The sequence below is a fragment of the Mesorhizobium sp. LCM 4576 genome, assembly GCF_001854815.1.
In the GTDB taxonomy this organism is placed as follows: domain Bacteria; phylum Pseudomonadota; class Alphaproteobacteria; order Rhizobiales; family Rhizobiaceae; genus Mesorhizobium; species Mesorhizobium plurifarium.
This window is the reverse complement of sequence record NZ_MDDT01000024.1, coordinates 622,879-635,431: the sequence shown is the minus strand read 5'-3', so window position 1 is coordinate 635,431 and position 12,553 is coordinate 622,879. Positions and strand designations below refer to the sequence as shown.

At 63.6% G+C, this 12,553-nt stretch carries 9 protein-coding genes; 1 reads left to right on the top strand and 8 read right to left on the bottom strand.

Annotation, left to right across the window (positions count from 1 at the left end; genetic code table 11):
- Positions 1 to 3: 3 nt before the first annotated feature.
- From LCM4576_RS16015 to LCM4576_RS16005, 3 genes are read right to left on the bottom strand one after another with little or no spacing between them, the layout of a single operon-like run.
- Positions 4 to 711 carry an ABC transporter ATP-binding protein gene (locus tag LCM4576_RS16015; RefSeq protein ID WP_071033048.1) on the bottom strand — a complete coding sequence of 236 codons (708 nt, stop codon included), beginning with the start codon at positions 709 to 711 and terminating at the stop codon, positions 4 to 6.
- The gene (locus tag LCM4576_RS16010) at positions 711 to 1,469 is read right to left on the bottom strand and encodes an ABC transporter ATP-binding protein (RefSeq protein WP_198540253.1); all 759 of its coding nucleotides are present in this window, start codon (positions 1,467 to 1,469) and stop codon (positions 711 to 713) included. The genes LCM4576_RS16015 and LCM4576_RS16010 overlap by 1 nt, the downstream gene beginning before the upstream one ends.
- A gap of 4 nt (positions 1,470 to 1,473) precedes the next feature.
- Positions 1,474 to 2,655 (bottom strand): substrate-binding protein, encoded by a 1,182-nt coding sequence (locus LCM4576_RS16005; protein ID WP_083361408.1) that lies wholly within the window; start codon positions 2,653 to 2,655, stop codon positions 1,474 to 1,476.
- Between the two features lie 333 nt (positions 2,656 to 2,988).
- On the opposite strand from LCM4576_RS16005, the gene LCM4576_RS16000 reads away from it, so the two are divergent.
- Entirely contained in the window at positions 2,989 to 5,022 is a 2,034-nt protein-coding gene (locus tag LCM4576_RS16000; RefSeq protein WP_071033047.1) for a YgiQ family radical SAM protein, read from the top strand.
- Positions 5,023 to 5,229: 207 nt separating this feature from the next.
- On the opposite strand, the gene LCM4576_RS15995 is transcribed toward LCM4576_RS16000, so the two are convergent.
- The 5 genes from LCM4576_RS15995 to LCM4576_RS15975 all read right to left on the bottom strand — a co-directional run bounded on the left by LCM4576_RS15995 (position 5,230) and on the right by LCM4576_RS15975 (position 12,095).
- The gene (locus LCM4576_RS15995) at positions 5,230 to 7,620 is read right to left on the bottom strand and encodes a S8 family peptidase (RefSeq protein ID WP_157901215.1); all 2,391 of its coding nucleotides are present in this window, start codon (positions 7,618 to 7,620) and stop codon (positions 5,230 to 5,232) included.
- 129 nt (positions 7,621 to 7,749) lie between these two features.
- Complete coding sequence (locus tag LCM4576_RS15990; RefSeq protein ID WP_071033045.1) at positions 7,750 to 8,721, bottom strand: AAA family ATPase; 972 nt, start codon at positions 8,719 to 8,721, stop codon at positions 7,750 to 7,752.
- A gap of 380 nt (positions 8,722 to 9,101) precedes the next feature.
- Positions 9,102 to 10,382 (bottom strand): RsmB/NOP family class I SAM-dependent RNA methyltransferase, encoded by a 1,281-nt coding sequence (locus LCM4576_RS15985; RefSeq protein WP_198540252.1) that lies wholly within the window; start codon positions 10,380 to 10,382, stop codon positions 9,102 to 9,104.
- Between the two features lie 114 nt (positions 10,383 to 10,496).
- On the bottom strand, positions 10,497 to 11,252 hold the full coding sequence (locus LCM4576_RS15980) for an SDR family NAD(P)-dependent oxidoreductase (protein ID WP_244510812.1): 756 nt from the start codon (positions 11,250 to 11,252) through the stop codon (positions 10,497 to 10,499).
- A gap of 72 nt (positions 11,253 to 11,324) precedes the next feature.
- Positions 11,325 to 12,095: an SDR family NAD(P)-dependent oxidoreductase gene (locus LCM4576_RS15975; RefSeq protein ID WP_071033042.1), complete on the bottom strand. Its 771-nt coding sequence runs from the start codon at positions 12,093 to 12,095 to the stop codon at positions 11,325 to 11,327.
- Between the last annotated feature and the right edge of the window lie 458 nt (positions 12,096 to 12,553).

Here is a 12,553-nt window from a genome sequence, read left to right as displayed (position 1 = left end):
GCCTCAGATTGACAGGTAGCGATGGACGAGTTCGGGTCTTTCGCGCAACTGCCCGATCCGGTCGGCACGATCGGCGATGACGCCGTTTTCCATGAACAGGGCGCGTCCCGCCAGCGTCTCGACGAAGTCCAGATTCTGYTCGACCACCAGAATGGTCAGTCCGGTGGAGCGGGCAATGGCCTGCAGCGTGCGGCCGATCTCGTCGACGATGGAGGGTTGGATGCCCTCCGACGGCTCGTCGAGYAGCAGGAGCTTGGGCTGGCCCACAAGGCAGCGCATGATGGCGAGCTGCTGCTGTTGCCCGCCCGACATGGTGCCGGCCTTCTGCCTGCGCCGCTCGCCCAGGACGGGGAAGAAGTCGTAGATGTCCCGCGGCAGCCGGTTGGGCAGGCGCGGCTTGCCGAGCACGCCCATCAGCAGGTTCTCCTCGACGGTGAAGTCCTTGAAGATCTCGCGCCCCTGCGGAACGTAACCGATTCCCTCATTGGCGATGACATAAGAAGGACAATTGCCGAGCTCACGACCGTCCAGGCGGAAGCTTCCGCCCTGTGTGGCGAGTTGGCCGGCGAGCGCACGCATCAAAGTGGTCTTGCCCATCCCGTTGCGGCCGAGCAGGGCCACGACCTCGCCCTTGGCGACGTCGAAAGTCGTACCCTTCAGCACGCGGCCGCCGGATGGATARCCGGCAACGAGATTTTCGACCTGCAGCATCAATGACGCTTCCCGAGATAGGACTCGATGACGCGCGGGTCGCGGCTGACCTCGTCGTAGCGGCCCTCGGCGACGATCTTGCCGCGAACCATGACCACGATCGGGCATTCGAGCTGGCGCACGAAATTCATGTCGTGTTCGATCACCAGGATCGACTTGCCTTCCTCGTCGCGCAGGCGCCGGATCAAGCTTGCCACAGCGCTGGTTTCCGCGCCGGACATGCCGGCGGTCGGCTCGTCCAGCAAAATGAGCTCCGCGTCGCGGGCGACCAGCATGGCGATCTCCAGCCTCTGTTTCTCGCCGTGGGCGATTTCGCCGACCTTGTCGCCGGCCTTGCCGGCAAGCCCACAAAGATCGAGCAGCCGGTCGCGGCGGACAGGGTCGGGACGATAACCCAACAACGAGAGCGGACCGTAGCGGCCCGCGCCGGCGGCCAGCGGTATCTCGATATTCTCTGCCACGCTGAGCTCCGGATAAACGCCCGGAACCTGGAACTTGCGAGCCACGCCGAGCCGCGAGATGCGATAGGGCGAAAGGYCGGCGACGTTGCGGCCACCGAGCCTGACCTCTCCGCCATCGGGCGCGAACTCGCCGGTGACGACGTTGAACAGCGTGGTCTTGCCGCAGCCGTTCGGTCCCAGGATGCACTGCATGGCGCCCCTGGGCAGCGTCAGGCTGAGCCCGTCGAGGACAACGAGCCCACCGAAGCGCTTGGTTACCCCCGCAAGCTGCAGGATAGGACCACGCGGTTCGTTCACGGCGTCAGCCGCACTGGCTGGGCGCAACGATACGGCCGAGGTCCTTCAGGACCTTGAGTTGGCCGTTGTCCACCTGAACGATGAGCACGTTGAGGTCGGCGTGGCGGTCCGAGGCGCGCAGATCCACCTCGCCATTGCCCGACATCAGCGACTGCCCGACCATCGCGGCAAGTATCTTTTCCTTGTCGTCGGCGCCCGCCTTCTTGACGCCTTCGATGAAGAAGCGCGTCAGCGTGTAGTGCGCGTCGGTGGTGTTGGAGACCACCGCATTCGCGCCGTAGCGGGTATGGAAACGCTGCACGAAGGCCTTCGCCTCCGGCTTGTCCAGATTGGCGATGAAATTGGACGGCGCGACGATGCCGTTCGATTCCGTCTCGGAGAGACCGGCCACGTAGTTCTCGTTGAAGCCGAAGAAGATGATCTTGATCTTGCTCTGCAGCCCGGCGGCGGCGAACTGCTTGACGAAGGTGACGGCGTCGGCGCCGACGATGGTGATGACCAYGACGTCGGCGCCGGCGCTTTCGATCTTGCGCAGAGTGGCCGCGTAATCCTTGGCGCCCCAGGGCGTGTATTCTTCGCCAACCACCTTGGCCTTCACCTTCTCGACTTCCTCGCGGAAGGCCTTGTTCATCTTCTGCGGCCAGACATAGTCGCTGCCGACGAGATAGAACGCCTTGCCGAGGTTCTCCACGGCATAGGGCACCAACGGGTTGACCCAGTGCGCCGGCAAGGCGCTGTAGCAGGTCACATAACGGCTGCAGACACCGCCCTCATAGTCGGTGGCATAGAGCAGCGGGGTCTTGTAGCGCTCGATCGTCGGCAGCATGGCGTCGCGGTTGGCGCTGGTGACGGGGCCGATGATGGCGGTGACCTTGTCGCGGCGGATCAGTTCGCTGGTGCGCTCAACCGCGGTCTTGGGATCGGTGCGGTCATCCGCCTTGACGATCTCGAACATGCGCCCGCCGAGCACGCCGCCCGCCTCGTTGGCCTCCAGAAGCGCCATTTCAGCGCCCTGGAATCCCTGCTGGCCGAGCACCTCGAGGCCGCCCGAGAAGGGTTGCAGGATGCCCACCTTGATGGGGTCTCCGGCAGCGCGCGCGACGTAGGGCATGGCCAGGCCGGCCAGAGCGCCGGCAGCGCCGGTGAACAGCACCTTGCGGCGTGAAATCCTCGAATTCAGATGCATCTCGTTCTCCTCCAGATCTGGATGCCTGCTTGCCGAGTCTACCTCTCGGCTATGTCCGCCCGGCAGCGCCGGGCAATCCCCATGCGACGTCCGGCCCCGGGAATGGCCTCGGAGARACCGGCAAACGGATGACTTCCTGCCGCGCCCTTGTGCGCCGATGAGCGGTGTGACGACTGAGACTGGGTCAATGCGCAGGTCCACCTAACGCGCCCCTCGCGCGGTCGATTATTTGTTTGTAGTCAAACAAGATTATGGGTGTTCAAACAATCTGTCAATCGACCCGAAATCGAGGTTAATTGAATTCGCGCTGCCGGCGTCCTATACGTCGAGGCCATGGAAACCATAGCCAGCGCCCAGCAAAACATCGCTCCCCTGTCCGGCAGCAAGCCTCCTGCCGGACGGGCGGCGCCGTTCCTGYCGATGAGCCGCGCCGAGATGACGGCGCTCGGCTGGGATGAATGCGACATCGTGCTCGTCACAGGCGACGCCTATGTCGATCATCCGAGCTTCGGCATGGCGATCATCGGCCGCTTGCTCGAAGCCCGGGGTTTTCGGGTCGGCATCATCTCGCAGCCCGACTGGCAGTCGGCGGAACCGTTCAAGGCGCTGGGCAGACCGAGACTGTTCTTCGGCGTCACCGGCGGCAACCTCGATTCCATGGTCAACCGCTACACCTCGGACCGCAAGCTGCGCCACGACGACGCCTATACGGCAGGCGGCGAAGGCGGCAAGCGGCCGGACCGCTGCACCATCGTCTATACGCAGCGCTGCCGCGAGGCCTACAAGGACGTGCCGGTGGTTTTGGGCGGCATCGAAGCCTCGCTGCGCCGCATTGCCCACTACGACTACTGGTCCGACAAGGTGCGCCGCTCGATCCTGGCCGATGCCAAGGCCGACCTCTTGATCTACGGCAATGCCGAGCGCGCCGTCGTCGAGGTGGCGAACCGGCTCGCCGCCGGCGAGACGCCGCGCCAGCTCGATTCCGTCAGGGGCGTCGCCCTGTTMCGCCGCGTGCCCGAGCACTTCACTGAGCTCCACGCAGACGATCTCGATTCCGCCGACGAGGGCGCGAGCCGCAAGCCCGGCGACATCGTGATCCGGCTGCCGTCCTTCGAACAGGTCGAGGACGATCGCGACGCCTATGCCCGCGCTTCGCGCGTGCTGCACCGCGAGGCCAACCCCGGCAATGCCCGCCCGCTCGTCCAGCGCCATGGCGACCGCGACCTGTGGCTCAATCCGCCGCCCATCCCGCTGACTTCCGACGAGATGGACGCCGTCTACGACCTGCCCTACGCGCGCGCCCCGCATCCGTCCTATGGCGATGCCAAGATCCCCGCCTGGGACATGATCAAGTTCTCGGTGACGGTGATGCGCGGCTGCTTCGGCGGCTGCACCTTCTGCTCGATCACCGAGCACGAGGGCCGCATCATCCAGAACCGCTCCGAGGGCTCGATCCTGCGCGAGATCGAGAAGATCCGCGACAAGACCCCGGGCTTTACCGGCGTGATCTCCGATATCGGCGGGCCGACCGCCAATATGTACCGGATGGCTTGCAAGGACCCGAAGATCGAGGCGGCCTGCCGGCTGCCGTCCTGCGTGTTTCCCGACATCTGCCCCAACCTCAACACCTCRCATGACGACCTGATCCGGCTCTACCGCAAGGTGCGCGAGGTCAAGGGCGTCAAGAAGGTGATGGTTGCCTCCGGCGTGCGCTACGACCTGGCCGTCAAGAGCCCCGAATATGTCAAGGAACTGGTGACCCACCACGTCGGCGGCTATCTCAAGATCGCGCCCGAGCACACCGAGCGCGGGCCGCTCGACAAGATGATGAAGCCCGGCATCGGCGCCTATGACCGCTTCAAGGAGATGTTCGACGCAGCCGCCAAGGAAGCCGGCAAGAAATACTATCTCATTCCGTATTTCATCGCCGCCCATCCCGGCACGACCGACGAGGACATGATGCACCTCGCGCTCTGGCTGAAGAAGAACCGCTACCGTGCCGACCAGGTGCAGACCTTCCTGCCTTCGCCCATGGCGACCGCGACGGCCATGTACCATACCGGCGTCAACACGCTGAAGGGCGTGCGGCGCGGCGCGACCGACAAGGTCGAGACCGTTCGCGGTGGGCGGCAGCGCCGGCTGCACAAGGCATTCCTGCGCTACCACGACCCCGACAATTGGCCGCTGCTGCGCGATGCGTTGAAGGAGATGGGCCGCGCCGACCTCATCGGCCCCCGCCCCGACCAGCTCGTGCCAGCCCACCAGCCGCCCGGCACCGGCAAGGCCGCCGCCACGAAGCGGCCGGTGAGGCCTATCGGCAGGGGGCAGAGGTTCACGACGAAGGGCGTGCCGCTGCTGAAGAAGTGAGGCGTAACGCTCGGTCAGCATAACTGACCTGCCGGGTGTCGGTTCGAGCCAGCAGATCTGGCTTCGACGGCAGCTTGGCGCCCAGAATTGGCCGTTCATGGCGCCTTTGCCGTAGGCTGAGAACAGACATTGCCCGTACGTTTGCGCCTGACGAAATAGCCAAAGAGCAATGTAGCGTTCCGCCGCCTCAGGGTGTGCTCTTCGCGGTCAGTTAGTGAGTTCGATCTCGACAGGGATTTTAGGCGTAATCTCGGCCGCAATTGGGGTATAAAGATCGATCTCCACGTCCGGCGACGCCAGCGTCACCACCAGCGCATAACGTGCCTGCTGCTCTAGCACCGCCTTGTTGCCTCGCTCCTTCCACCAGCCCCCGACGGGTTTCACGCAGATAAGGTCCCGCGAGGCAAGCCTGGCACCGCTGCCGATCCATTGGTCGCAGTGAATCGACCCTGCCGATATGCTGCTTGGTCCGAAYTGCCAACCTGAGTCATTGGGACGCGCGGCTGTGRCCAATCCGAGAGGCAATTTCTCTTCGGCATTGATACCGGCACGAAACCGAATCTCACTCTCCTGCGGGCGCTTGAGGTCGAAGCGCAAGCCAAATGACTGGTACTTTTGGGGGTCTATGGCTGCCGCACGGCCGGGGTTCGGTTCGATGAAATAAGAGAGTGTCACCTTCAGGATGAAGTCCTGATCCGCATATTGCTCCAAGATCTCCTTCGGCCAGGGCAGCGGATAATAATGGCATTCGTTGAAGCCTTTGCTGTATGTCTTCACTCCATCCTCGATGGTGATTTTTCTGCGGTAAGGCTGGATCACCTGCTGCGCAACAAGCGCCAGATGATCGGTGGCCGATGCCGTCGCGCGCTCGTAGGATGGCACGCCATAGCCGAAGCATCGCGCGAGGCRCTGCTTTTCGCGGAGGCTGTCCGTCGCCTGAAGGCGCTGCCACATCGGCTCGGTCCATTCGGCGCTGTGCACCATGAGCGCACGGATGGTCTCCGGCCAGTAGTTTGGATGATCGGCTTTCAGTCGGGCGGCGAGCCGCGAGGCAAGTGCCGTGGCTGCGCTGGTCGCAGCGAAGTTCACGATCGGCAGACGGTCGGCTTCACTGCCGGTCGTCAGCAGCTCCAGTGAGGGGCAGGAAACAAGGCTCTGGCCGTTGACGGACCTCGCCCGGTTGCCTGCCTCCATGACGATTTCGGGTTTGACAGGGGTCTTGCCCTGCACCCAGGCCAGCGAATTGCGCGAATACGGGCTTAGCTCACCCATTGGGGCCATGGGCTGATAGCCGTCCAGCCCATCATCAATAATCTGTTTCTGCGTATATCCGCCGACAGTCAGCGCATTCCAAGCCTGCGCTGGGTCTTCGATCGGATAATTCTCAAAGGGTTGAAGATCGGCGAAGTTCATGACGGCTGGCACGTTGCCCGCCGAAATAAAGAACAGGCGGCGCGGAGAGTTCGCGTCATCCCCCTCCATTCTGCCGATGGCGGCACGATCAACCGATGCGCTCCAACTTGTGCCGCGTTCGCCCGACACTTCCTCATTGGTGATGGCCATGCAAAAGATGCGATCCGAATCCGGATTCTGGATTTCGGCGAGGGYGATGGCGGTCGACGTGATCGTGCCCAATCTCGCCGGTTCGTTCGGCGGGAAGCCATCGGCGGGCATGATGCGCACGGATTCCAGCCGGTGACGAAGTGGYCTCTCGCCCTGATCCTGAAGGGCGGCGAAGAGATCGCCATGGAGCGCCAGTCCGGCCATCTCCGTGCCGTGGCTATCCACCTGATTGTCAGTGGGCACCCAATCTGGATTGGCGGTGAGCAGATCGGCTTCCGCCAGAGCGGGTTCGATGAGTACATGGGCGCGGTTGACGCCGGTATCGAGCAGGCAGACGCGGGGAGCGTCAGCACCTGGCCAAGCGACACGCTCGGCCAGATCACTGGCCCAATCATGCTGGTTCTCGCGCTCCTCTTCCATAAAGAAGGAAGGCGTGTCGGAGCCACGGCGAAGCTCGGTGATGCCCCTGCAGGCGAACAGCGCCACTTCGATATCCGTACGGCGGGCGAAGACCGGCACAACAATCGTTTCGGGGAAGGTCAGGCGGTAGTCGTCATCGGCGATCTGGCATTCGAGCTGCGCCAGTACCTCAAGCACCTCGCCCTCAAAGCCGCGAGTACACCAGACTTCCCACCAGATTTGCGCCTGTGGGTCGTCGGGAAGCGCAACGGGATTGTCGGTCCAGAAGGACAGCAGACGAGCGCGCCTGATGCCCTCGATCGGCTCGACATAGGATTTATGCTGCGGCTTATCCCTCGCGGTCAGCGGCCCGGCGCGATAATCCTCCAGTATGGTCTCCAGCACTGGCAGGGATTCGTCCGGCACGAACAGGABGGCAGTCAGCTTTTCAGTTTCGGCGTCCCGCTTTGCCGCGCCTGACAGAATGCCGGAGTTCTTTTTGTCGAGATTCTCCGCGTCGGCACCCTTTCGCAGTTCCACCTCGTAATAGGCACCCGCAGAACGTTCAAACCGTTCGTCGGGCGAAGGGGATTCGGCGACCTCCTGAAAGGCGGCGCGCAATTGGTCAAGGAGCATAGCACCATGCTCCTGGCGAACGCGCGGGGCGCTTCCATCTCCCATGTTTCGAGGAGGTGATTTGTAGAGGCTGGTCTGTCGTCGATTGGAAATGTCGAGATGAGGCAGGACGAAATCAGGCATATCGGGTTAGCGGGGCTTCGGGTTGGAGAATGCCTCCTGCATAGCGCGTCGTTCGCCCAGCCGCCGGACGAGCTGATCTGAGGTGACGACATTGGTCTCGCTGAGAATGGCCGATTTCACGGCGTCTTCCGTCGCGCGGGCAATCTCGGCCTGACTTAGGCCTTCGGCGGCCTTGAACAGCGTTTTCCACGCGAGACGCGGCGCTTTGAAGGGACGCAACGCGCTGAGGATGATTTGCCTTACCTGAGCCTGCGATGGCATGTCGAAGGGCGCCACAAGATCGAAGYGGCGCAACAGCGCGTTATCGAGCAGATCGGGATGGTTCGTCGCGCCGATAATAAGGCTGTCGGTCGAGTTCTCCTCCTCCATATATTGGAGGAAGGAGTTCAGGACGCGTCGCATTTCGGCCACATCGTTTGTGGCATTGCGCCTCCCGCCGACTGCATCGAATTCATCGAAGAGATAGACGCCGCGCCGTTTCACGGTTTCGTCAAAGACGAGCCGCAGCTTCGCGGCGGTTTCGCCCATGAAACGCGTTATCAAGCCTTCCAGTCGAATAACGAAAAGCGGGAGGAGGAGTTGCCCTRCCAGCGCCTCGGCGGTCATGGTCTTGCCGGAGCCGGGTGGGCCGACGAATAGGGCACGACGATTTGGCGTCTTGCCGTGCTCGCGCAGCCAGCTCCGCTTTTGCTGCTCGCGCACCAATTCATCAAGACGCGCGCGAAGCGTCTGATCCAGCACCACGTCCTTGAGGGTGTAGCGGGGTTCCCGATGCTCGATAAGTCCTTCCAATTCGCCACGCGGCTTGGCGAACGGGATCGCGACGGGGGTTTCCCTGCGCGATTTCCGTGCGATTTCAACGGCGGAGCGAAGCGCCTCGGCGCTGGAGCGGCGTCCCTGCCGCGCCTCGGAGGCGGCTACCTGCAACGCGATCGAATAGAATTGCTCGTCGTCGCCCTCAGCGCGACTGTGCAGCATCGCCAATATTTGTTTCGCGTTGGACAAAGGTTTGAGCTTTCTAAGTCACCAGCCGTGTTCTGCTCAGCCTGATGYGATCCTATATCGGAACAGCAGAAACAAAAGGTCAACCGCGACGTCGAATCGGTAGCCCACAGAAAATGATCAGTACCATGGGCATTCTACGCGAGAAATGGCGCTGACGTGCCGCCAGCGTCGCCAGAATGTCCGCCGATCAGAGTGGCAGTTGTTTGAGTTCCGCAGCCTCAGGCTGCCAGTCCGCTTGCGGCCCGTTCGGGCCATTTAAAAAATGGATCTCGAATAGCAGGCATGGCTACCCGCCAAGGCTTCAACCTCGAGCATCAGCCCCGGTTGGCTGACCACACCATCATCGTCCAATCTCAGCCCCCGCCGGGTGGCGACACCGCCTCTCGCTGCATAACAGCGGCAAAGAAGCCGTCGGTGTCGTTGCGCGCGGGCGACAGCGACAGGTAGTCGGAATGGGATGAATTCGTCAGTTGCGGCGCGGCCTCGTTGAGCGGCACGGCACGAAAGGCGGGATGCGCCGCAAGGAAAGCGGCCACCTGGTCCTCATTCTCCTCCGACAGCATGGAGCATGTCGCGTAGACCAGCCGTCCGCCGGGCTTCACCAGACGCGCCGCGCTCGCCAGGATGCGGGCTTGCAGCGACACGAGATTATCCAGACCCTGTTCCTCTGGCGCGCGCCAGCGTGCGTCGGGATTGCGGCGCCAGGTGCCGGTGCCGCTGCAAGGCACGTCCACCAGAACGCGATCGAAACCACCCTTGTGGCGCTTGATCCACTGATCCGTTTCGCTGGCCAGGAGCCGGGTCTGGATGTTGTGCAATCCTGCCTGCCGGAAGCGCTCGGCGCCGCGCTTCAAACGGCCTTCCATGACGTCGCAGGCGACCACATGGCCCTTGTTGTTCATCTGCGCGGCGATGGCCAGTGTCTTGCCRCCGGCTCCGGCGCAAAAATCGACCACGCGCTCGCCCGGCCGGGCATCGACCAGCATGGCGACAAGCTGCGAGCCCTCGTCCTGGATCTCGACCTCGCCTTTCTTCAGCATCGGCAGGCTGGCCAGCGAGGGGCGCTCCTGCACGCGAATGCCGTAAGGGGCCAGGGCCGAAGGCTGCGCCCGCAGGCCAAGGTCCTTCAACGCGCCAAGCATGGCCTCACGTGTCGACTTGATCGGATTGACGCGCAGGTCGAGCGGCGCCGGCGTCAAAAGCGCGGCCATTTCTTGGCTGAACGCTTCCCCGAAACGGCGCCGCAGCGGATCGGCCGCCCAGGACGGACATTCGAGGCGCACTTCTTCCGGCATGCCGGGATGGTCGATCGTGCATCCCTGCAGTTTGACCAGCAGCGCGTGCTCTTGACCCGTCAGGATGGCAGGCGCGAATTTCACGCCATTGAACAAGCGTTCGATCTGATCGGGCGTCGTGCCTGYCTTGAGCGTCAGCCATGCAAGCAGCCGGTTGCGGGGCTTGTCCTCGCGCCCATGCCTGGCCAGCCACCAGCCAAGCCGCGCATGATGCCGCAGGAGCGCATAAAGCAGCTCCAGAATCTGGCCACGGTCCTTGTCGCCGATATAGCGTCGGGCCCGAAACCAGACCGAGACGACGGCATCCGCGGGACGCGGAATGCTATCGACTTCATGCATAAGTTCGATTGTGGCTTGCAGGCGGGCGGCAGGGGTCACGGAACGACGGTCAGGCTGGAAAAACGCCTATATAGGCGACAGAGCCGTTCCTGACCATTGTTCGCGTCCCAGCGCTCATCCCTTGCGTTCCTGCAGGATGTTGCCGCCGTCCACGACGAGGACCGCGCCGTTGACATAGCTCGCCGCGTCGGAGGCCAGGAACAGCACGGCGGCCGCGACTTCCGCGGGGCTGCCGGCGCGGCCAAGCGGCGTGTTGYGCGCGGCGACCAACTCCTCCGGCGTCGAGGCGCCGGTCGCGATCCAGCCCGGCGCCACGGCGTTGACCGTGACGCCGTCGCGGCCGACCTCCAGGGCGAGCGCATGCGTCAGCCCGATCATGCCTGCCTTGGCCGCGGAATAGGCGGCCTCGCCTTCGTTGGACACGTAAGGCCCTGTCACCGAGGCCATGTTGACGACGCGCCCATGGCCGCGCCGCACCATGCCGGCCAGGAATCCGCGCGTGCTCAAGAAGGCGGTCTTCAGGCTGACATCGATGCCGCGATCCCAGTCGCTTTCGCTGAGATCGAGAAACCGCCGCTGCAATGCCGGCTGGGCAACGGTGCCCATCCCGGCATTGTTGACGAGGATATCGATTTCGCCGACCTCGGAGCCTAAGCGATCGACATCCCCGGAAAGCGTCAGGTCGGCCACGACAGCGCTTATATCGAGCCCCTCCCCCCGCAATTCCTCCGCGCGTTGCTCGACGCGTGCGGAGGAAGCGGTGATGACGACCGAAAGACCGGCCTCGCCCAGCGCCCGCGCGGTAGCGATGCCGATACCGTCGGCGGCGCCCGCGCCGGTCACCAACGCCCTGCGAGACTTGCGGAACACAATCATTTCCTCTCCACCGTTAGAATGCCGGCATGCCGGCGCGGGCGATCGCGATGAAACCGATCCCTGGGTTCAGTAACYGGCGCTGACGCCGAAATCGATCGAAAGCGCGGCCCCGGTGATCGGCGCCGCGCCCGGCTGGCAAAGATAGTGGATGAAGGAAGCGATCTCTTCCACCTGGATGAACCTTGCTTTGTCCCCTTGCGGATAGTGCCCCAGAAGCCGGCGCTTGTAGCCGTCGGGGTCATCTCCGCCATAGGTCTTGGCCTGATATTCGATCATCGGCGTCGCCGTGTCGCCGGGGCAGACGGCGTTGACCCTGATGCCTTGCGGGGCAAGTTCCAGGGCAAGGGCCTTGGTCAAAAGCACCAGCCCGCCTTTCGAGGMGCAATAGACGGACGCCCCGTTGTTGCCGACGATGCCGGCGTCGGACGCGATGTTGACGATCACGCCCTGCGCCGCCGCCAGATGCGGGATGGCCGCCGAGATCAGGAAGAACGCGCCCTTGAGATTGACGTCCAGCACAAGGTCCCACTGGTCTTCTGCGACCTCGCTCGCCGGCCCTTCGAGCCAAACGCCCGCGGCGTTGACCAGGATGTCGAGCGCTCCGCCCCAGTCCCTGGCCTTGCCCACCACATCGCGGCAGGCGGCAACGGAGCGGATATCGAGCGACAAACCGATCGCCTGCGCCCCGGTCGCGRCAATCTTGGCCACGGCGGCGTCGAGCTTGGGACCGGCAAGATCGGCAAGCGCGATCCGCTCGCCGTCAGCGGCGAAACGCAGCCCGGTCGCGAGACCCATTCCCCCGGCGCCGCCGGCAATCAGGACCGTCTTGCCRGCCATTCGACAACCTCCACGAAACGCAGTTCGGCAAAGGCAACCACGCCATTGGGCCATGTCGCATGAACCAGCCAGGCAAAACAATGATCTCAGCGCGCCGTGCCGCGCGGGATCATCCCAGCTAGAGCGTCGTGACACCGAAGACCGTCGACAGGGTGTTGCCGGGCTTGCCGCCCTTGCACAGGCGTGTCGGCACAAACCCCCGGAACCGTGCCGGCAGGCTGCTCAGCCAACGGCAAGGGCGGACATATCGAAGATCGTCCCCGGAGGTCCGGCGGAAACAGCCCACGCCGGTGGCGCGCTCATAGGGACTCGTCAATTCAACGCGGGGCTGCGGGTCCGACTATTATTGGGACGGGTTTCGCGAACCGATGCAAAGAGTTAGCAACGAATTCACCACCTGATCGTTCGTTGTCCCAATGGGCAACTGGACACGACCGGCCAAGACTGGAAATCTTCAT